Genomic DNA, 21,113 nt, shown 5'->3' on the forward strand with positions numbered 1-21,113 from the left:
GTTTGGGCTATCCGACCGAATCCAGGTAAACGGAGGTCGCTGCCGAGTCCCGTGGAACCGATGAAACGGCACGGAGCTGCCGTGCGGCTTCGTCGCGCCGCTCCCCCAGGACCGGGGTGAGCGAATCCATTTCCGCAAGTAGCGCTCGCGCCCGTGGGGCAAGCTCCGGTGGCAAGTCGCCGATGCCGGCCGGCGGGCTCCATGAAGTGTCGGGCAGCTCGAGCAGGGAGGCGTCATCCGCGCAAGATTCGCGCAGTTGGGCCACCTGGTCCTCGAGACCTGCGAGGACGCGTTCCCACTGGGCAGAGTGCCCAGCGGATTCAGGCTGGCTAGCCAATGTGGACGCCACCGGTGCTGGGGGCAGCCGGGGCGGACGCGGCCTCGTGCCAGGTTTGCCGCAGCGGCTCCATGATGCCGATGGCCTGTCGCGTCAACGCCGGGTCGCGCTTGACGTTCGCATCAATGAGCAACTGGGTGGCGAAGGCGTAGATGCCGTGCAGCGCTGGGGCCCCCGACCAGGCCTCGGAGTTCAGGCTTGAGACCAACTCGGAAATGATGGCTTGGGCATGCACCAGGTTTTCCGAGGCCACCGCCCAGTCCGCTGCGAGTTGCGCGGCTTCGGCGCGGTTCAAGTCCACCAACAAGCGGTCGTAGAGCATGGTGAGAAGGCGCGCCGGGCTGGCCGAAAGGATTGCTTCGCGATTGAGTTGGGCAAGTTTTTGGGCGGGGTTCATCATGACTGCTTCTGTGTTGTCGGGAGCGAGGCCAATTGAGAGGCAAGATACGACGATTGGGAATTGAGATTGCTCATCTGCACCTCTAGCGTTGCATAGATCCGCTTGAGGTTGGATTCCCTCTTGTCCAGGCGTAGGTCCCAGTCCGCGATCTGGTCGTCGAGCCGGGTCACCGTCGATTCTTGGCCCTTGATCCGGGAAGTGATCATTCCGTCATATTTGTCCGACATGGCCGTGGCCACCGTGGATACACGCGAGGCTATGGTCTGCAACACGGCTTCCACCCGGGCAGGATCCTCGGCCAGGGCCTGGGAGAACTTTTCGGCATCGAATTCTAGCTTGCCGTCCTTGGTGATGGAGACGCCTATCTCGGAAGGCGACTTGCCGTCAATCGGCGCGATCGCAGCGTCCATCACCCGCTGCTTCACCATCCGCGCCGTGCTGTCACCGGTGAAGATCATGCCCTTCGTGGCACCGCCGGTTCCGGAAGTGACCGCCGAGTTCGTGGCAATGAAATTGAAGAGGCCATTGAGGGAATCCACCAGGTCCGAGGCAACCTTAGAGGTGGCTTCGCCGTCGCGCTCAACTGACACGCTGACTGGTTCGGTGGAAACCTTGGAGACTGTGACATCGACGCCCGGCAAGAGGGAGGCGAAGGTGTTGGTCGTGGAGCTAACAGATTGCTCGGCGGCGGTTCCGGCCCAGAGCTTGACCTCGGCGTCCTGTGCCGCGCGGATTTCCGTCATCGGAACAGCGGTCCCGGAAATGGTAAAGGAGTTCGCGGCACCTGATTCGCCGGAGGAAAACTGGACCCGGTATTGGTCCACGCCGTTCGCGTCCTTGCCGGCGGAAACCTTGACCGCCTGCACGCCGCTATCCGAGGCATTGACTGCTGTGACGATGTCATCGAGTGAATTCGATGGTGCCGTTATGAGCGTTTCGGTGCCGTCGGCGGCGGTGATGGAGAAGCTGGATTCGGTCCATTCGGTGACTGGGTCAGAGACCTGGAGCTGGCTTTGGGCCAGCTTGGTCACCGTGAGGTCCAGGGATCCCGCGCTGGCGCCGGTGGTGGTCGTTACGGTCAGTCCCTCGGAGCTTCCCGAGGTGCTGAAAAGCTGCAGCGATTCCGGCTTGGCCAGCTTCGTGGTCAGCGTGGCGAGGTCGGCGACACGGGTGTTGAGCGCCTGTAGGGCCGACACCATGGTTTGGGTCGCGCTGACCTTGTTCTTCAGAAGGGTCTGCGGGATCGCCTCGATCTGCATGAGGGATTTGATCAATGCCGTGGTGTCCAGCCCGCTAGCGAGTCCGTCGAGTGCCAGGCCCATGTTTTCTCCGCTTCTACCTATGGTGTGGATACCGCAAATCTCCCGTGGCAGGCAAGCGACTCGAAGAGTCGATGCCTGCCACGGGAGATCGTTTGCTGCCTAGCGCGGTCCGGAACGTCTTCAATGCCCGGAAACGCCAGTTGCTAAACCGCTATGGTGCTTAGCCGAGGAGCTGGAGAACGCCCTGGTTGGACTGGTTGGCCTGCGCGAGCATGGCGGTACCGGCCTGGGACAGGATGTTCGAGCGGGTGAAGCTAACCATCTCACCGGCCATATCAACGTCGCGGATACGGGACTCTGCAGCCTGAAGGTTCTCGCGGGTGACATTGAGGCTGTTGATAGCGGACTCGAAGCGGTTCTGCTTGGCACCCAATTCGGAGCGTGCAGTCGAAACCGCGGTAATTGCAGTATCCAACGTTTCGATAGTCGTAGCGGCCATTGCGCTGTCCGTGACACCAAACGTCGCGGCGAGTGCAACATCAGCACCTGTGGATTCGGCCGTGAAAATATCGGTGGTCGTTGCCTTGAGATCGACGAAGTTGACGCTCAGGGTGTTGGAAGCGTCTGCAGCCGTGTTGCCATTGGACCCAATCTGGAAGCTCATGGTCAGGGCAGCACCCGCGCCATCACCTTGAAGGAGCTTCGTGCCGTTGAATTCCGTGTTGGCGTAAACTCGGTTCAGTTCTGATCCCAGCTCTTTGAGCTCAGTGTTGATAGCCGTGCGCGATTCGGCGTTGTTCGAGTCGTTGGCACCCTGAACGCCCAAGTCGCGCATACGCTGGAGGATCGAGTGGACCTCGGTCAAGGCGCCTTCAGCGGTCTGGATGACGGAAATGCCGTCCTGGGCGTTGCGGGCAGCAACGTTCAAGCCGTTGACCTGCGAACGCAGGCCCTCGGAAATGGCCAGACCTGCTGCGTCGTCGGCCGCGCGGTTGATGCGCAGGCCCGAGGAAAGCTTCTCCAGAGACTTGGAAAGGTCGTTCTGCGTGTTGGACAGGTTGCGGTGAGCGTTAAGCGCCGCGATGTTGGTGTTGATCTGCATACCCATGGTGAATTCCTCCGTGAGACGGGTGTCTGTAACGAGGTCCGTCCGTGGACCTCAATCAACGACTATCGGCCACGCACCATGGTTTGTTAGCAACCCGAGGAAAAAGTTTTTTGGGGTCTGGCTAGGCCGTTGGAGACACCGCGCTGCCGGCCATGCGCGCGATCCCGCCGGACACCCGCTGGCCAAATTCCTTCAGGTAAAGCTCGCGCCGCTGGGTCGCGGCCCGGGTCATTGCGGTTTCCGGCGCGGGCGCCTGTTCCGGGACATAGCGCGTTTGCAGTCCCTCGTGAAGCAGCTTCATGGCGGTGGTGCGGCGCTGGGAGATCGCCGAATGGGTGACGCCCATTTCGGCCGCAAGCTCCTTCACCGTTGATCCGGCAAAATAGATGCGCTCAATAATGACACGCAGGTTCTCCGGCAACGCCCCAACGGCATCCCGGATCACCTTGGTGCGCTCGGTCTCGAGCAAGGCCTCTTCGGGCGTCTCGGAGCCTGATGCCAAGTAGTCGTTCATGGTGTCGTCGATCGATACGACCGTGCGGGCCGAATCGCTCAAGATCGCAAGGGTTGATGCCTGGTCCATGCCGAGGGCTTCGGAAAGCTCGGAAACGGTGGGGGTTCGCCCCAGTGCTGCGGTCAGGGATTCCTGGACCGTACGGGTTTCGGTGATTTTCTTCCGCGCCCCGCGGGTGGCCCAGTCATTGGAGCGCATGTCATCCGCGAATGCGCCGAGGATGCGCCGGCGCGCGTAGGCCCCGAAGGGAACACCAAGAGAATCGTCGAAGGCGTCCGCCGCGGTAATAAGTGCAATGGCACCCACCGATGCGAGGTCCTCACGGGAAAGATGTGTCGCCTTGGCGCACAATTCCGCTGCTAGATATCCGACTAGGGGAAGGTTCTCTAAAACCAACTGGTTGCGTGCCTGTCGCTCCACCCGGATCGTCCTTGTCAATTTGAGTGATGATCAAGCCAAGAGCTATTGCTACTGGCCACGTGTGTTTTCCCCAAAAAAACAATTTCCCCAACGAAGATAGTAGCCCGAATATCCCCAAAAAGCGGACTTGAAAGCACCCCAATTTGAAGTTGTACAACTAACGTTCACTTTGGACCGGCCGATAGACTGAAATAACTGGGGATACCTTGGGGGCACAACAGTCTAGAGAGATGGATACATGGGAACCAATGAGCTTTCGGCCCTGTTGTGGAAAGAACGGGAACTACTCGAGTTGCTTCACTTCAAGTTGGAGGAAGAGCACTTGTTGTTGGTCTCCGGGAAGTCGCAATGGATACCGCTGGCGACGCGGGAGATCGAGAACATTCTCGAGAAGGTCCACGCCGCCGGTCTTGCGCGCGCCTTGGAAGCGTCACAGCTGGCATCCACTTGGGGAATTGACGCGGCTTCGCCCTTGACCCGGATCATTGAGGCTGCGCCTCCCGGTCCATGGAATGAAATCCTCACCGCCCACCTGACTGCGCTGCGGAACACCACGGCTGAAATCACCCGACTACGGGACGCCAATGAACAGTATCTGCGTGCGGCCTACCGCTCCACCCAGGAAACGCTGGCGAACCTAGGTGAGGACACCTCGCTATACGGCCCTTCCGGAACATCGGCGGCACACAATTCCGGTGCACACATCATCGACACGAATCTATAGGGAACTGACATGAGTACGTTCAGCGGACTGAATACGGCCATGTCCGGCCTCAACGCGGCGCGCCTCGCCATGGAGACTGCCGGAAACAACCTGGCCAACGTGGGCACCGCGGGTTACACGCGGCAGCGCGCCGATTTCGTCTCTGCAGGTTCCGTCGCTTCCACCGGCATGCTCGCTTCGCGCCCCGGCGTTGGGCAGGGAGTGGTGCTCACCGGAATCGCCCGGCTCGCCGATGCGCACTTGGATGCCCGCGTGCGCGGGACCGTGGCCTTGGCCGCGCAGTCCGACACCCGCGCCGAGGGCCTGACAAACCTCGAGGGAATCCTGCGGGAACCAGGCGAGAACGGCTTATCCTCACTGCTCAATGACTTCTGGGCAGGGTGGGAAGACGTGGCCAACCAGCCAGGCGAGTCCTCCCCCGCAGCCGTCCTGCTGGAGCGGGCCAAGGCGGCGGTTAACCGCATCGGCCAGTCCCACACCGAAGTAACCGACCAATGGGCGGCCCAACGCCAGTCCCTGGACACCATGGTCAATGACGTCAACAGCGCGGCAAGCACCATCGCCGGGCTCAATGCCCAAATTCGTTCCGCGGTCGCGGCCGGTGGGGCACCGAACGCCTTGCTGGACCAGCGTGCCGTACTCACTCAAACCATCTCGGAACTTTCCGGCGCGACGGTTCGTGAACTGCCCGATGGCACCGTGGACGTGTTGATCGATGGCAACGCCTTGGTCACCGGCTCAACGGTGCGCCCGTTGGAGGTCACCGGGTCGACTACGTTCGCTGGCGGCACGGCCCCGGCCCTGCAGTGGGCGCACCGCCCGGGACAGCCCGTGGCTCTGCAGGCAGGCCGCATCGCCGGCACTGTTTCCCTGCTCGCACCGGCCGATGATGCTGGAACCGGCGGCCCGCTGGCCGAGGCAGCCAATTCGCTGGATGTCATTGCAGAGAAGCTGGCCACCACCGTCAACGCGGCGCAGGGCAACGGCAAGACGGTGGATGGCAACCCCGGTCCCCCGTTCTTTGGAATAACCGATTCCAACAATCCGGCACGCTCGCTGACGGTGTTGGCCACCGGGACCAAGGACCTTGCCACCGCCGGCACCAACGGTGGCGCGCTCGACGGCTCCAACGCAACGGAAATGTCCAAGCTGGGCGGCTCGCCCGACGGTCCCGACGCACTCTGGGCCAATATGGTCATCAAGATCGGAACCGCGACCAAGTCCGAGGCCCAGCAGGCAGTCTCGACGGCCGTTGCCGCTGCCGGCGCCGTCAACGCCCAGCAGTCGGTCTCCGCTGTTTCCATCGATGAGGAAAACGTTGCCCTCATTGCCAACCAACACGCCTTCCAGGGCGCCGCACGGGTCATGACCGCCATTGATGAAATGCTCGACACCCTCATCAACCGCACCGGGCTCGTTGGACGATAAAGGAGAAGGCCCATGACTCGAATCACCACCGCATCGCTGACCACCAATACCGAGCGCAACCTGCAGGCCGCCATGAACCGGCTCGCCACGATCCAGAACAAGGCCGGCACCCACAAGGAAATCGGTCGGCCCAGCGACGACCCCGCCGGCACCGCCAATGTCATGGCCTTGCGGACGCAGCAGCGCCAGAACGAGCAGTTCTCCCGCAACGTGCAGGATGCCAACGGCTGGCTCTCCACCACGGACCAGGCGCTGACAACCGCCACCGACATCCTCCAGCAGGTACGCGACCTCACGGTCAAGGGCGCCAACGACGGTGCCTTGGCACCGGATGCCAAGGAAGCCATCGCTCTGGAACTCGAACAACTGCACGATGCCATGCTCAACGCTGCAAACACCCAGTTCATGGGTCGTCACGTCTTTGCCGGCACATCCGACCAAGCCAGTGCAGTGGACAGTTCCTATGGGTTCTCCGGCACCAGCGGCGTGGAACGCCGCATCGGAACAAACTCGAGCGTCCGTGTCGATGCCGACGGCGCCCAGGTATTTGGAGAGGGCAACACCAGCGTGTTTCAACTGATCAAGAACATCGCCGCTGATCTGCGCGCGGGCGCCAATATTTCCTCCCGAATCGGCGAGGTTGATGTGAGCCTGCAAAAGGTCCTGGGATCCCAGGCAACTATTGGTGCCAGCCACGCAGCGGTCCTCGCCGCCGAAGATGCGTTGCTCTCGGACTCCGTTTCCTTGGAGGCGCGGCGCAGCGGGATCGAGGACATCGATTTGGGTTCTGTCATTTTGGAACTCAAGACCCAGGAGGTTGCCTACCAAGCGGCCTTGTCCGCGGCTTCGCGCACCTTGCAGCCCTCGTTGATGGACTTCCTGCGATGAGCCGCGTATTGGTTCCGGCAGCGGCCTTGCCCGGGTTCCCCGAAGCCACCACGTTGTCCTTGGAACCGGTGGAGGGAGCACTTGGCTTGTACGCGTTGGCTTCTCCCCAGGCAGCCGGGCTTCGCCTCTTCGTGTTGGATGCGGCCCTGCACCTGACCGACTACAAGCCCGTCTTCACCAACGAGCAAATGGCGCTGGTGGGAGACCCGGAGCCTGGCTCCCGAGGCGTCCTGGTGATTGTGAATACCTCCGACCACCAAGCGAGCGTCAACCTCTTCGCTCCGCTGGTGTTCAACGCCGACACCGGCAGCTGTGCACAGGTCATCCTCGAGGGCCAGGACTGGCCCATCCGCTCGGCACTGCCCCTCTAAGGTTTCGGTTCCGGAACTGGCTTCCCGCCACATGCCATTCACTCTGATGCGGGCTCACCCAGGGTGGACAATGGCTGGAGTTGCTCAATGTGGGGGTACCTGACTTCCCCACAAGTATGTTCTCCGTGAACTACGGAGCTTACGATTGACAATACTCGCGGACCAGTCCTTTCTGGCCTGCCGGCAGCTGAACCAATCCTCGCTTGGGGGGTCGGATTGTGGCGAGACCTTGGGGTTGGACCACCCACGTGCACGGGGACACACGTGTGCGTCACTTGCCGCCCGTGCACTCGGGCTTGATCCGGTGTGCCCCACCGTGCACCGCCATCTTGAGACAGGTTCAATCCTCATGGCTCGCAGAAGACAATTTCGTTTCCTCACCACGCTGGGCATCGGCGCCGCGGCGCTTGCCCTCACGTTCACCGGCATCGCCCCGGCCACCGCTACGGCCGCCCAAACCAAGACCCAATCCAAGGTCATTGATTACGTTAATCTCGGCGATTCATACTCCGCTGGCTTCGGTTCAGGAACCCTGGCCCAAAACCCGATGATGCCGCCCGGCTGCCTCCAAGGCAGCGGACCAACTCACGTCACGGCGTTGGACGCGCGGCCTAGAGTCAACCTCACCGCTAATGCCGCCTGTGCCGGCCTCACCACGGCCCAAATCGCAGGTACTGTGCCGCTGCTGACGCCTTACCTGGCCGGTGCCGAATTGGTGACCCTCACCCTGGGCGCCAACGACCTCGATATCAGAGGGATCGTCACGGCCTGCAGCACGCTGGGAAGCGATGCCGCCTGCGAGGGCGCCTTGCGCCTGGGAAATCTGGCCATCCCAACGATCGGGGCATCCGCGCACCAGACCCTGCGCACGCTTGACGCCGCCACCCGCGGCAAGATCTTGGTACTTGGCTACCCGCGACTGTTCACCACTTCAAACGGGGACCAGCCGCTCATCACCGCCACGCGGGCCAAACAACTGAATCGCCTGGGTGATGCGCTCAACCTGGCCATCAAGAAGGCCACGAAGCGTACCAGTGCCAAGTTCGTTTCAGTTACCGGGGCATTCAACAACCATGGTCTCGGCGCGAATAACCCATGGATCTACTTCAACCAGGTGGTTCCGGCTGGTCTGGATGATCCATTCAATCTTCACCCCACCACCGACGGGTATCTCAAGGGCTATTACCCGGTGGTGAAACGCCACCTCTGAGTGACGCAATCGCGCACAAGCGCTCTATGGGTCCACGAATCCCTTCAAGGGAAGCTCGATCGAAAGGGTCTCGAACCGGCCCACCCTCGGAATCACGCAAAGATCTATTGATGAAACAAGAAACCGCTCGTATCTGGCAGCTGTGGCCGGATACGAGCGGTTTAGTTTGCGAGGATTAGCGCCTCAGGTGCCGCATACCTGCTCGCGTAGTAAGCACATCGTCGAATTCAGCATCCGCCGGGATGTAAGTTGCCCCTGAATCGTTGTCGTCCACTTGGACAACAGCCGCGGTCTGTGGCTCTACAGTTCGCATGGGTGCCTGCACTGGAACTGCCTGCTTCAGGCGGCGGCTCGGCTTCGTCTTTTTCGTCGAGCCTGCCTGCGGTTCCTCGGAAGCGTAGTAGTACTGACCGTAGTAGCCATAGTTGGCGGCTCGGGCGCCAGTCGTTGGGACCTGGTTCAGGACGAATCCCAGAATGTGCGCACCAACCTTGTGTAGGTTGCTCAACGACTTGGCTACTTCATCAGTGGATGTGGAGTCTGCCTTGACTGCAACCAAGACACCGTCGACGAAGTTGCTCAGCACCGCTGCATCGGTGACCGGTAGGAGCGGCGGTGCATCGATAAGTACGAAAGCATCGCGGCTCATGTCATCAAGCAAGGCAAGCATTGCCTGTGAGCCCAAAAGCTCCGAAGGGTTCGGCGGAATCCGCCCGGCGGCAAGGATCGACAAATTGGGGATGGGTCCATACGGCTGCAGAACGTCGTCAAGCGTTGCCTGATGGCTGAGTACATCAGTGAGTCCGGCGCCTCCTGGAAGGCCGAACACGTCAGTCACCACCGGACGACGCAGGTCTGCATCGACAAGAATCGTTTGACGACCAGTGGAAGCAATGGCAATCGCCAGGTTTGCAGCCACGGATGACTTGCCTTCACCGGGAACGGAGGAAGTCACAAGGATAATCCGTGCCGGCTTGTCGACATCAACGTAGGTGAGGTTGGTTCGCAGTTCGCGAAGGGCCTCGGCAAAGGGATGCGAAGCACGATCGTCATGGTCCAAGGCACCCGTGTCGACGACCGTTCGGTTGTTCACCAAGCGCGGATCCAAAGGGATAGTGCCGATCACCGACGTGCCGAGTTTTTCGAGATCCTCCACGGATCGAACGCGGCGATCCAAATGCTGCCGTAGTAACGCATAGCCGATACCAAGCGCCAGTCCTAGTACCGCTCCGAGTGCAATGGAGAGCTTCGTGTTTGGCGAAACCGGGGATGTCGGTACTTCGGCATTGACAAGTGGAACTAGTTGAACGAATGATTCCTCATTCGACGATCCACTGGCGAAGCCTGACTCAATTTCCGCGACTTGTTCAGCGAGGGCGTCCACCCAGGCATTCGCGGTCTTCTGCGCCAAAACGGGATCAGCGTTGGTGATACTCAAACGCACTTCGGCAGTGCCCGTAGGCAGTTCGACTTCGAGCTGCCCTAGAAGCTGCTCGGCACTTGTATCTAGTTTCAGGTCATCCCGCACGCGTTCGGCCACAGTCCGAGTGGCTGCAATGCTCTTGTAGCTAATTGCCCGCGACTTTGCCAAGCTATCGCCTGACAGGGCCAAGGCCGCTGTGTCCGATCCGCTGGCGATGACGAGGCCGGATGCTGACGCGGCGTATAAAGGCTGCTGTGTAAAGGTCCAACCGAAGGCACAGATAACTGCAATTAGGACGACGCTGGTGATGCTTCGCCAAAACGTGCGCAACGTACGCAGATACTGCCTCAAGTCCGGGCCGTCCGCTACATTTTCTTCAAGTTGTTCCACTGATAGTGCTCCCGGTAAATTTGCGCGCAGTCGAAAAGACTTTGGGGTTTGATTCAATCTTAGCTGGAATTGATGCATAGTTTGGACATTCGGCCCCTGACGGCACAAGACAGCCATCACGTATAGCAGCTGTGATTACATCCGATCGATTTCAAGAGGCGAAGGCCTGCGGAGTTTTGTTGCCACGGCTCACTCGCTGAAGACTCACAAGATTGACTAAGATCAAGTTATGATCAGGATCCTCACAGTCTGCACCGGCAATATTTGCCGTTCACCTTATGCCGAGCTGTTTCTTCAAAGCGAACTAGACCGTATCTCCCCCGAGTCATTTAAGATTCGCAGTGCAGGATCCCACGCGTTGGTTGGACATCATATGGATGAGCGGTCTTCATTGAAGTTGCGTGATGTCGGCGTGGACAGCGATGGATTCGTAGCAAGGCAGATTAACGCAGAAACCGCGATCGGCTATGACCTAATACTTGCCTTGACCGACGAGCATCGAAGCCGCATCGTTGCAATGAGCCCAAGGCTGCTCAAGCGTACATACACTGTTCGGGAATTTGCTGCAGTTCTGGACGAATTGGCGGCAATGCCAGACGACACCCTGCCCAACGGAAGCGATCCAACGACTGTGGATACACGCTGGGCTGCGATACTCAAGGCCGCCCAGCTAGTGCGGCACTCGGCGCGTATGAAGTTGGCAGGAAATTTGGATGTCGTTGATCCGTATCGTCAAAGCGATCCCGTGTACGACCGCATGGTCGATGAACTGCTTCCCTCCCTCAGATCGATCGTCAAGTTCGAGTCCTCTTACGCAACCGAGAAGTGAACGACTAACTCGTCGCAGCATCGTCCAGAAGGCACTAACATGTGAAGGCCTTATGGAAATCAAAAGCCGTCCAGCACTTGCATCGATTGGCAGATAGGAACGCTGCGATCAGATGGCACGCCGAGTCTGGAATAGTCATCAATGTCCTCAATATTTTCAACAATTCGGTGCTCAAATCATCAAGCATCCTCACTTCGTCCGCTATTCCCGAATTCAGAGGCATGCGGACTAGTAAATCCGCCTGTAGGCCATGAGCGTTAGCGTATGGACGGAGCCTTCGGTAACAGCTGTGGAACGAAACGAAGCCCTGAGACTAAATGTCATCGAAGTCATGAGATTCGGTGTACATAATGTTGCGAGGTCACACCAACAAGCCAGAACAGCCTCCTGAGGACCCTTCTATGTCTGTCAAGCGGCTTCCGGAACATTCCTTTCTTGGGCTGAAGTGGTCAAGACCTTAAAGACACGGCGGGCTGCCAAGAACCGCTTGACGCACCTCCGATCTCCCGATCTGTTTTGCCTTGCGCGCGCCGCTTTTCAACATATGTGCGGGTCTCTTGGTCATGAGTCATTCGGGTCGATGCGGCCGAGAGCAACGCGCTGTTTAGCCGCCGGTCGCCGCCCCGGTTCAATCTGTGTCGCTCCGCGTTCCCCGACGACGCGGGGATGGGATTCACCCCCGCCAGACAGGCGAAGGCAGCCTCGCTGCGAACCCGACCCTCGTGCGACCTCGCCAACAAACATTTTGCGACTGTCACCGCACCGAACCCATTCTCCTCCAACAGGGGCGCGGCCTCGCTGACGCTGAACAACTAATCCAGTTTGTGCTCGTTGGACTTCAGCTGCTCAGCTAACGCCAAAATGTGTTTGGCCAGGCGGACTGCCTCGGCACGGGCGATACCCACCGCCAGATCTTCCTCGCGCTCACGCCACCGGGAAATCTCCTCGATCAATCTGAGTTGGGGTGAGTTTCTTGCGGGCATCAACGCCCAGGCCATTGCTGCGCACCAAAGCATTCAAAGCATTCAAAGCATTCAAAGCATTCAAAGCATTGATCGAACGGGTACGGTCCTTGAACTTGTATTCGCGAGCGGTCACCAGTATCCGCAACCCCTCGCGGGTCCCTTCATTTAAGCGGGGGCAACGCAGTTTCTCAATCTGCAATGGAAGAACGGCTCGGGCCGTCCGTTGGGCGTCCAGTGAATCCGATTTTCCGATGCCGCGGTTCTTTTTCGCGTCAATGCGCGGGGCCTCGGCGACGGGAATTCCGTGGGTGGCCACGGTACCGGCGAGGATCGCTCCATAGGATGCACCTCCCTCAATCACCCAAAGGGTATCAGCGTCAGCGTCGGGGTGCGGCGAGCCACTCATTTGATGGCCCGGTTGATGCCGGCCGCGGTGGTCGGTATCGACTGCGTATCCAGCACTGCGCCGTTGGTGGCGTCGAGGATGGCGTAGACGCAGTTGAGTGGGTGAGTGTCGACACCAACGACAAACGGGTATCAATGAGCGACGATAGACATAGCGGTCACCGTTCTATTCCTTCGTGTCGGACTTGGTTTGCGGCCGTTATCGGCCGGTACCGGTCCGGCTAGGAATCACGACGGAACAGAACTGTGAGGGGTCACGCCCGTAAGGGTAGACAATCTACTAATGAAGCTGCCGCGGTGGGCCGGACGGGTACCGGCCCACCCACTTGAACGGACAGGTCCTCAGAAGGACACCGTGAGGGTCAGCTACTTAGTGAGTCACGATCAAAGGGTGGAACGGCCGATAACTATCCAGCCAGTCCCAGACCAGCTACAGTCAGTCTCACAGCTATTTGGCACTCTGAGCTCCTATGAAAATGAAACCCAAAATCGGGAGCGAAGAAATACGATTACAAGTCTCTTAAAATAGTGCAATGGTCCCTCTCGCGTAATAGGCACGACGATCTGACCTACTGCGCTTTTGATTTATGGCCGACACAAGAAGAGCTTTCAAGGATTACATTAAACAATCACAAGTCACAAACGTCGGTCACACTTACGATACACATCATCAAGGTGGCTTCGATAGTTTTTCATGGAATAAGATTCCTCCCACGTTTTTCTGGCTTGCATTCGGATTCGTTGGACCTTGCTCGGGTCCCCTAAGAGACGCTCAAGCTGAACGCTCAGAGCGTCCGCAGATCCCACCGGAACTAAGATGCCATTGTGGTCGTTAATGACCACCTCAGGAATGGCCCCGACCGGCGTTACGACTGGGACACAAGAATGAGCCATCGCATCAAGTAGTCCGAGGGGCAATCCTTCGGCATGGGATGGCAGGACATAAATCGAAGCGCGATCAAGCTCACGGCCCAGCTCGTCTTGAGACAACCAACCGAGCAAATTGAAACGCGGGTCTTGAGACAGCTGTCGCAGTTCATCCGCTGGGATTGAGTCGTCGAAGTCCCCAGCAAGTCCGAGGCGCCACGGTAGTTTGGGGGAGATCTTTGGCAGCGCGGCCAGTAGTTCGCGAACACCTTTACGCTCTGACAAACGTCCGGAGAAGACCATGTAGCATTCGTCTCTTACGGAGTCGACAACTTTATCAGGGCCAGGAACAGCGTTCGGTACGACGTCGATCGACATTTTGTCGACCCCGATTGTATTCGCAACGTAGTCTCGCCACCCCTCTCCCAGAACGAGAACTCTCTGGGCAGACGCAAAGAATTTGACTACGAAGCCGAACTGCCACGGTGCCAGCCGTTCCACGAATTGGCGATAGCCTGCCCCGTGAAGATGGATTACATAGGGAATCCTGCATGCTCTTACGACCAAACTCAGAAGGATCTTCCTGAATGTGGAGCCACGTGAAGCAACATTGAAATGGACTAGATCCACTGATCGTCTCGACGCGACTATTTGGTACACGGCGCTGACGAACGCTGCGCCCCTTCTGGCACCCGATGAGCCAGGGTTTAAAAATCGCAAAGAACTGCTTGATGACCCGCTATCACGCAGATGGCCCATGAGCACACCCACACCACCTTGTGCGCCCGGTTCTGGACCAATGATTAGGACACTCAACTTCGGAAAATTCTGCTTCATGACAACGTCCATTCTGATCTAAATTATTCTGGCTAATAGGTCATAGGAGGAATCGTATTCTCGCTCATACTATGAATATGCAGGATCACTTCGCCGAGCTAAAAGTGCGTATCATTTCGAATGACCGAAGAATCATTAACTGCTCTAGGTCGTCCAGCTTTGAAATGGACTCGATCAGAGCCATCATGTGTATCAGTCTAATTCGTTCATTGACATTTTTTCATTGGATATTCCATGCGGCGATTCCAGTGGCTGGTACTTGACGATAAACGCAACAACAAGCCCAAGGCTTCGCACAGCCTCAGACACGAGCACGGCGATGCTTGCCGATAGAGGTGAAGCGTCTTGAAGCCATGCCAGCGTAGCCAACAGCACACAAAGTTGAAGCGCACTCGTTGCCAGAAAAGAACTTTCAAGAGAGGAGACAGCAAGCAAGTTGCTAATGCAGCTCGTCGAGGCATTCACTAGGGCTGCCACCATTAGTATGGTTGTCGGTAGCCACACGTCACCGTACTCGTCACCTAAAATACCCCTCGCCCGATCCTCTCCAATTAAGAGGAGACCCATGAGCAATGTTGCCGGCATAAGGCACGCCAACACCCCCATGCCGGCAAGCTGCAGTCCCATCGTCCTACGCCGTGCCGACTTCGCCGTACGAGCCAATACCGGCAAAACACTAGTAGAAACGGCCGTCACTCCAAGTGACCCTGCTGACTGCACACGCTGCGCGATTTCATAGGCACCTGCAGAAGCGGCTGAAGTGGCACCTACGAAGAAGATCGGTGCGCGAACCGCGATGGCAGTAAATGCAGAAGCGAAAAAATTGGTTGATACGGCTCTCCAGATAATGCGGTGGTCTTTGGCAGGGACCGCTCCTCTCCCCGGCGACAGAAGCCAAAAAGCAATGCCAGTAATAAGATAGGCAACTGCCTGTGAAATTAGAAGCGCAGCAACACCAGCCCCAGAAGTCAGGAGCGCACCGACTATAGCTAGGAGGGGCAGCCCAACAGACTCAATCGACTGCGCCAGGTGTATTCGACCGCTGGCAATCATATGTACGTACCAGAGTCTTTGCATTCCAGACGCTGCGCATGCGATGAGACAGATCAGCAGCACCGTAGCTACTTCACTAGACCAGAACGCAATAACAAAGCAGATGAGCAGGACAACACTGATACAAACTGCCCAAATCCGAAATAGGACGCTTCGGTACCTTGCTGCTATGGGCCCAATGTCGCGACCTTGTTCCTGAACCGTTGCAATCGCGCGAAGTGAAATCAGGTCCAAACCAAAAGTTCCGGCTGTCCGAGCAATCACTGCAGCACTCCAGAGAATGCCGTTAAGCCCGACGGCTACTTTACCGTGGTGGAGCGCGACGATAGCAACGAGACACAATATCAAAAGAGCTCCTGCGACGCGCACTACCAAGACGCCTAGTGAACTCCAAAGCGTAGAAGAGAAGCCCACTGTTTTCAAACCAAGGGATCCAATACGCGAGAAGCTGGCGCTACCACGCGACTTCTAGATGGCAAATCCTTCACAACGACTGCATTGACTCCGATTTGAGAACCTTCTCCTACCCTAATGGGTCCGAGAATTTTGGCACCAGGGAATACCTGGACTCCAGCCTCTAGGATAGGGACTTCCGTATGCCCTCCTCGACCACCTATTACCACACCAGGGGAGAGTAGACAATCGTCTCCAATGACCGCTCGCGGATGAATGACCAACCCAGAACCTCCGTATGCGATCTTTACCCTCTTTCCCAATGAAGCGCTAGAAGGGATGTAGGCGCCAAGAACCAGGCGTCCAACGACTGTACAGATGCGGGGAATCACCGGAATCGAGCGGAGGTGGAGCCAGTTGCCAATACGGTAAAAGACAAGGCTCATGAATGGTCTCGCCTTCGCACTGCCTGCTGGGATGTCCACTCACGCAGGACATAGTAAATGAACTTCGTGTTGCCAACGAGGTACCGTTTGAACATGCGCCGAGGCTCCTGTACCAACCGGAAAAACCATTCAATTCCTGAACGCTGCATCCAAGCGGGCGCTCGCTGCGTCCGCCCCGCGATTACGTCAAACGAACCACCAACTCCGACGCACAAACCGGTCGGTATTTGGCGGAGATTTTCGGCCAGGAAATTTTCTTTCATAGGCGATGGCAATGCAACAAAGAGTATGTCCGGCTGAAGCTGTGCAATTTCGTTGACGAGTTCCTTGTCAGTGAGATGCCTTCGCCAGAATCCATCGGCACGACCAACAACAGAGGCTCCCCGACGAACGAATTCCTCCTCGACAGCCGCCAATACGTCAGGTTCCGCTCCGAGTAGAAATATGCCATAACCACGCTGAGCAGCAACGTCTACAAGTCGATTCATAAAGTCAATTCCAGTGACACGCTCGGGCAAGGGACATCCCAGAAGCCTGCTGGCCCACACTACTGCTTGACCATCTGCGTTCACGATTGAACATCCATCGATGATTGCTCGCAGGTCGTCGTCGGCGACTGCCGCAACGAGTTTGGCGGCGTTGACGACCACATGCTGGGCCGATTGCCGAGTTTCAATAAGGCGAATGGCTTCATCAATGCTTTCATCCATGGTCAGCGCATCCACGCGCGTGCCAAGTATTCGAGGACTATGATTCTTCATTGTTATCAATTCCTAGCTGCAGCGATGTGCTTACTCAGCGCCAGGAAAGCATGGCCCTGATTCCATCGCATAAACGGAAGGCTATTCGCCGAATTCCTGAAACCCCCATCATTAGCCTGAAATTCAACGAGATAGCCAAGAACGGAATCGATGAAATGCTGGTCAAGTCCGAACTTCCGATAGTCGATCATGGCACCAGCAACCGTCGCTACATTATGTACGTCGCGAGACGGGGCTTTCGAATCAGCGAAGTAAGTAGGTCTCATGGCCTCTGTGAAAAAATGCTGCTTCCAGTACTCAAGTCCAGTCTCTACCGATGTACCGATGTCGAAGCCATGCTTTTCCAAGAAAGAAAGACTGTCCATCACATATATTGTGTGGAAACTGTCCTTCCACTCTAGCCCTGCCCCGCGGCCGTATGGCCAAGACCCCACATCGTCTTGTGCACTAACCGTCGTCTCTATAGCCTTCGGGATCCTGTCGTCAAACCCGCCAAGTCGCGCCAGAGATTCTGCGGCCAATAAACTCCCATTGTGGATCAGAGCATCCGATTCCAGCGTATAGCGGAAGAAGCCCCTAGGATCCCAGAGCGATCCGAGCCACTCCCGGACTGAGTCCGAGACTTCCTCTATTCTGTCGACGCTACTGATGGCCCGAAGTGCGTATGCGGTCGCCACAACATTCGGCGAGCCCTTTGGGTAGTATCCCCATCGTGTCTGTACGTCGAATTCATAGCCCCATGGGCCTCCCTTAATCTGCATTTCAAGGAGGTCATCCACCAAGTGATTGGCCAGCTTCATATTTCCTGTCAGAGCGCAGCCGTTAGCGAATAACGCGACGGCTTTGGCCATCCGCAGTGGCTTAACGCCAGTTACTGCCCTCAACCGTGCACCTAGGCGTTTGTGAGCCTGTACCCAGGCTTGCCTTGGAAGCCGCCCATAGAGCAGGCCAGCCATCGGCGAAGTCAATCCGTCGTATGGATCGGGGCCCGCAAAGTCGCTCCGCTCAGCGAAAGCCAAGGCCGCTCTTTGGGCCGCATGTATCGTCGAGGTCATGCTGAACCTTTCATTGTTGTGTATTGCTGGCGTGTTTGATTGGCTCAAGATTAATATCAATCGCCAGATATTTTATTCTTTGGGAGTTCCTACAATCCGTTGGTCAATAAGACGTATTTTTCCGTTGATCGTGTCGGGTATATGAGAAGTAATAACTGAACGAAACTTGACTTCTTTTCCGCACTTCACTTGGAACTCATTCACAAGCCGCTCGGCTGCTTCGATACCATTGCCTTCTGCAGGAACGACTAGTACATCTACTTCTCCCTGTTTTTCCTGAACGAGACGGTAGGCGAAGATGCCCTTGTAGGAAACTGAGTGCAAATTCAGGGCAGAGGACGAAATTAGTCCGCCAGAACTGCCGACCAGATGTTCTTGAGCTCTCTTCCCTGCCAAATGTCTGACTACCGGACTACCACACGCGTCGTAGCCGATAAGAGTGGCCCGATCGCCGGTGTCATACCTTAGCAAGGGTGCTGCCGTTAGCCGCAAGCCAGTTGCAACAATGCGGCCACTTTGCCCCAACTCCACCGGTTCGCCGTGGTCGTCTACAACCTCCACATAACCGTATAGCGGGTAAAAACGGTATGCATCAAGTACTTCATCGTACTCAGCCATCGCGACACGCTCACTTAGTCCATAAAACGGGACTAATCGAGAGTTTGGAAACGCTCGCGCAATTACTTCGCGTTGCGGGTCAAGGACTGATTCGGAAACCGGAAAAACACCGCGAATTTCGTGACGGTGGCTCGAATCTAATTTCATGGCGATCTGGGCAAACTGGGCCAGCGCCGAAGGATAGCCGTGGAGATACTCCACCTTGTGTCGAACTATCTGACGCCAATAGTATTCAACGGATTCTTCGTCCAGATTGAAAGCACTGAACAACAATTCCCTAGTTGAATGGGCACGCAAGAACTTACGACCGTGACGCTGGCCCAAGTCGATTCCACGAACAACCGCTCTCCATGCGCTCGGTTGGTATCCAGCCGATCGCCAGCCGTCACACACATATGCCCACTCGCTCGATCCGCGCCTCTTATTTAACCAGAAAACGGCGGGCTTCCCCGAGGAACCACTTGTAGTCATAAGACTGACCTGTGACTTATCCAATGTCAGGAAAGCATCAGGATCTTCTACGATATTTGCGCGTCCTAGGACAGGCAAACGTCGAAGAGCCTCATATGGATCTGCCCTACTCACTAGGCTCTCTGTTAAGAAGCCCCCGTTGTGATAATAGGGAGCAGTGGCTGCGATGGTCAGCACATTACTTAGCAATCGTCTCTGCTCATCCCGTCCCCACTCAGGGTTGGATCTTGCTTCACCGATTGACTCCAACGTCTCGGTAAAGTCCTTGCCAAATCGGAGGTAAGAAGGCAGGTACCCCGCCACCCCTCCAACAATCTCCCTGATTGCCGGAGAACTATGAGCCACAGTTTCCCTGATCCACGAAATCAATCTATTCCCCCAATGACGACCAACTCTGGTATTTAATGACTAAGGCCCTACAAACCTCGGCCTACGCGATTTTGCCGCCCACCAATAGCTTTTCTCCAGCAAATGGCAAACTCGAGCAAACTCTATCAGTGCACGCTCATCACCGTTTAAATCATGACCGGTCGCTGGCCATGAAAAGGGCGGAGACTCAAAGTTGCACAGTCTCACCAAAAATTCTTTTTGAGGCATGCAGAATTTCCGAACGTAATTTGCGCGTGGGCACTGTGATGGGCGAGCCAAGATTAGAGATTGCCAACATACAGGAGGCCAAAAAGAGGGACGTGGCGAGGCGCTTTCACGCTTCATCCATGTCACCTTCCATCCTGCGGGGCGCGAAAGGGTTCGTATGGGCGTGGCGTCTGCCCTCGCCCGAGAATTCAACTTTGCCAGCATCTGGATTGCCTCGATTACTTCATCGAGACGCCCTAACGCAACGCTTTACGGTGGTGTTGAAGCTAACAAACTCCAGGAACTTGAGTAGATCACTCGATGTTTTTCGAGTATTGCCTCTTCCCGGGTCGGGTCCCGCGCAGCGAAGCCCGCGCCTATCTAATTGCGTGTTGGATATTTTCGTGGTTCCGCGCAGGAATCTTTCGGTGACGCGGGCAGTAACGCCACTGAAGCCCGCGAGGCGTTGGCCTGCGAAGTCCCCACAGTTGCGGCGGACTTGCCTGCCTTGCGCGAGCTCATCGTGCATGGGGAAACTGGCCTACTCGTGGAACCTGACGACTCTCACCAACTCGCCGTGGCAATCAAGACTTTGCTCGAGCATTCATCGAAGAGAGCTTCGATGGGTGCTGCTGGAAGGAAGCAAATGCTTGCCGAGCGCACGTGGAGTGCCAACGCGCAAATGTTGTCTGAGACATACAAACTGATCTCCGACCAACTGCAGTGAATGGACTAATGCCGTATTCTGGTCGAGGTTACGAATCGTAGCCTCCTGAACTTCAGTGCCTCGGCTGTTTGCACGCTTGGGCGCGCCCACTAGAACCAAGGGGAAACGTCATAGTGACGAGTATCAAAGAAGTTGCCGTAGTCGGTCTGGGCTACATCGGACTGCCGACGGCAGCAATCCTTGCCTCCAAGGGCATCATCGTCAAGGGCGTCGACGTCACCGAGCGGACTGTTGACGCCGTCAACCGCGGAGAGGTTCCGTTCGTTGAACCCGCTTTGGGTGATTTCGTGGCGGCCGCGGTCGCCAATGGCACCCTCAGCGCAAGCTTTGACACTCCGTCCGCCGACGCGTTCATTGTTGCGGTGCCGACGCCATTCAACGCCGACCGCAGCGCGAACCTGTCCTACATCGAGGCCGCAGCCGACAAGATTGCCCCGCAGCTGCGCGGCAACGAGTTGGTCATCCTTGAATCGACGTCGCCTCCAGGTGCAACCCAGCACATGGCCGACCGCATACTTGCTGCCCGTCCGGACCTGGACTCCTCGACCCTGCACGTCGCCCACTGCCCGGAGCGCGTGCTTCCGGGACGCGTCATGGAGGAACTGGTCACCAACGACCGCATCGTCGGCGGCATC

General features: G+C 57.3%; 19 protein-coding genes and 1 pseudogene. 8 read left to right on the forward strand and 12 right to left on the reverse strand.

The features are described 5' to 3' along the window. Positions 1–7: 7 nt before the first annotated feature. From ACIPUB_RS13955 to ACIPUB_RS13975, 5 genes are all read right to left on the reverse strand, one after another. Positions 8–337: a hypothetical protein gene (locus ACIPUB_RS13955; protein ID WP_407607919.1), complete on the reverse strand. Its 330-nt coding sequence runs from the start codon at positions 335–337 to the stop codon at positions 8–10. Further along, positions 330–737 carry a flagellar export chaperone FliS gene (fliS, locus tag ACIPUB_RS13960; protein WP_407607920.1) on the reverse strand — a complete coding sequence of 136 codons (408 nt, stop codon included), beginning with the start codon at positions 735–737 and terminating at the stop codon, positions 330–332. Before fliS ends, ACIPUB_RS13955 begins: the two co-directional genes overlap by 8 nt. Then, the gene (gene fliD, locus ACIPUB_RS13965) at positions 734–2,059 is read right to left on the reverse strand and encodes a flagellar filament capping protein FliD (protein WP_407607921.1); all 1,326 of its coding nucleotides are present in this window, start codon (positions 2,057–2,059) and stop codon (positions 734–736) included. Before fliD ends, fliS begins: the two co-directional genes overlap by 4 nt. Before the next feature lie 160 nt (positions 2,060–2,219). Further along, the gene (locus ACIPUB_RS13970) at positions 2,220–3,107 is read right to left on the reverse strand and encodes a flagellin (protein WP_407607922.1); all 888 of its coding nucleotides are present in this window, start codon (positions 3,105–3,107) and stop codon (positions 2,220–2,222) included. A 121-nt stretch (positions 3,108–3,228) separates the two neighbouring features. Next, on the reverse strand, positions 3,229–4,041 hold the full coding sequence (locus tag ACIPUB_RS13975) for a sigma-70 family RNA polymerase sigma factor (RefSeq protein ID WP_407607923.1): 813 nt from the start codon (positions 4,039–4,041) through the stop codon (positions 3,229–3,231). Positions 4,042–4,279: 238 nt separating this feature from the next. Here ACIPUB_RS13975 and ACIPUB_RS13980 point away from each other — a divergent pair, with 238 nt between their 5' ends. The 5 genes from ACIPUB_RS13980 (at position 4,280) to ACIPUB_RS14000 (ending at position 8,662) form a co-directional block, all read left to right on the forward strand. Next, on the forward strand, positions 4,280–4,765 hold the full coding sequence (locus ACIPUB_RS13980) for a flagellar protein FlgN (protein WP_264271546.1): 486 nt from the start codon (positions 4,280–4,282) through the stop codon (positions 4,763–4,765). A 9-nt stretch (positions 4,766–4,774) separates the two neighbouring features. Continuing rightward, positions 4,775–6,193 (forward strand): flagellar hook-associated protein FlgK, encoded by a 1,419-nt coding sequence (gene flgK / locus ACIPUB_RS13985; RefSeq protein WP_407607924.1) that lies wholly within the window; start codon positions 4,775–4,777, stop codon positions 6,191–6,193. Between the two features lie 12 nt (positions 6,194–6,205). After that, positions 6,206–7,081 carry a flagellar hook-associated protein FlgL gene (gene flgL, locus ACIPUB_RS13990; protein WP_407607925.1) on the forward strand — a complete coding sequence of 292 codons (876 nt, stop codon included), beginning with the start codon at positions 6,206–6,208 and terminating at the stop codon, positions 7,079–7,081. Then, the gene (fliW, locus tag ACIPUB_RS13995) at positions 7,078–7,452 is read left to right on the forward strand and encodes a flagellar assembly protein FliW (RefSeq protein WP_217389468.1); all 375 of its coding nucleotides are present in this window, start codon (positions 7,078–7,080) and stop codon (positions 7,450–7,452) included. Before flgL ends, fliW begins: the two co-directional genes overlap by 4 nt. A 349-nt stretch (positions 7,453–7,801) precedes the next feature. Next, positions 7,802–8,662, forward strand: a complete 861-nt coding sequence (locus ACIPUB_RS14000; protein ID WP_407607926.1) for a GDSL-type esterase/lipase family protein — start codon at positions 7,802–7,804, stop codon at positions 8,660–8,662. Between the two features lie 175 nt (positions 8,663–8,837). On the opposite strand, the gene ACIPUB_RS14005 is transcribed toward ACIPUB_RS14000, so the two are convergent. Beyond that, complete coding sequence (locus tag ACIPUB_RS14005) at positions 8,838–10,475, reverse strand: polysaccharide biosynthesis tyrosine autokinase (RefSeq protein ID WP_407607927.1); 1,638 nt, start codon at positions 10,473–10,475, stop codon at positions 8,838–8,840. 229 nt (positions 10,476–10,704) lie between these two features. Between ACIPUB_RS14005 and ACIPUB_RS14010 the strand changes: the two genes are divergently transcribed. Then, a complete protein-coding gene (locus tag ACIPUB_RS14010; protein WP_407607928.1) occupies positions 10,705–11,304 on the forward strand; it encodes a low molecular weight phosphatase family protein in 600 nt (199 codons plus the stop codon). Positions 11,305–11,712: 408 nt separating this feature from the next. Here the strand turns inward: ACIPUB_RS14010 and ACIPUB_RS14015 are convergent. The 6 genes and pseudogenes from ACIPUB_RS14015 to ACIPUB_RS14040 form a co-directional block, all read right to left on the reverse strand. Continuing rightward, positions 11,713–12,836, reverse strand: a pseudogene (locus ACIPUB_RS14015) (transposase). Between the two features lie 474 nt (positions 12,837–13,310). Next, a complete protein-coding gene (locus ACIPUB_RS14020; protein WP_407607929.1) occupies positions 13,311–14,378 on the reverse strand; it encodes a glycosyltransferase family 4 protein in 1,068 nt (355 codons plus the stop codon). 192 nt (positions 14,379–14,570) lie between these two features. Beyond that, complete coding sequence (locus ACIPUB_RS14025; protein WP_407607930.1) at positions 14,571–15,800, reverse strand: lipopolysaccharide biosynthesis protein; 1,230 nt, start codon at positions 15,798–15,800, stop codon at positions 14,571–14,573. 466 nt (positions 15,801–16,266) lie between these two features. Then, positions 16,267–16,995: a WecB/TagA/CpsF family glycosyltransferase gene (locus ACIPUB_RS14030; protein WP_407607931.1), complete on the reverse strand. Its 729-nt coding sequence runs from the start codon at positions 16,993–16,995 to the stop codon at positions 16,267–16,269. Between the two features lie 41 nt (positions 16,996–17,036). Further along, on the reverse strand, positions 17,037–17,831 hold the full coding sequence (locus tag ACIPUB_RS14035) for a hypothetical protein (RefSeq protein WP_407607932.1): 795 nt from the start codon (positions 17,829–17,831) through the stop codon (positions 17,037–17,039). Between the two features lie 327 nt (positions 17,832–18,158). Continuing rightward, positions 18,159–19,028, reverse strand: a complete 870-nt coding sequence (locus ACIPUB_RS14040; RefSeq protein ID WP_407607933.1) for a hypothetical protein — start codon at positions 19,026–19,028, stop codon at positions 18,159–18,161. A 1,189-nt stretch (positions 19,029–20,217) separates the two neighbouring features. On the opposite strand from ACIPUB_RS14040, the gene ACIPUB_RS14045 reads away from it, so the two are divergent. After that, positions 20,218–20,478, forward strand: a complete 261-nt coding sequence (locus ACIPUB_RS14045) for a glycosyltransferase (protein ID WP_407607935.1) — start codon at positions 20,218–20,220, stop codon at positions 20,476–20,478. 110 nt (positions 20,479–20,588) lie between these two features. Continuing rightward, the coding region (locus tag ACIPUB_RS14050) for an NAD(P)-binding domain-containing protein (RefSeq protein ID WP_407607936.1) at positions 20,589–21,113 on the forward strand (525 nt) is incomplete at its 3' end.

Source organism: Paeniglutamicibacter sp. ORCA_105, from assembly GCF_045798545.1.
Lineage (GTDB): Bacteria > Actinomycetota > Actinomycetes > Actinomycetales > Micrococcaceae > Paeniglutamicibacter > Paeniglutamicibacter sulfureus.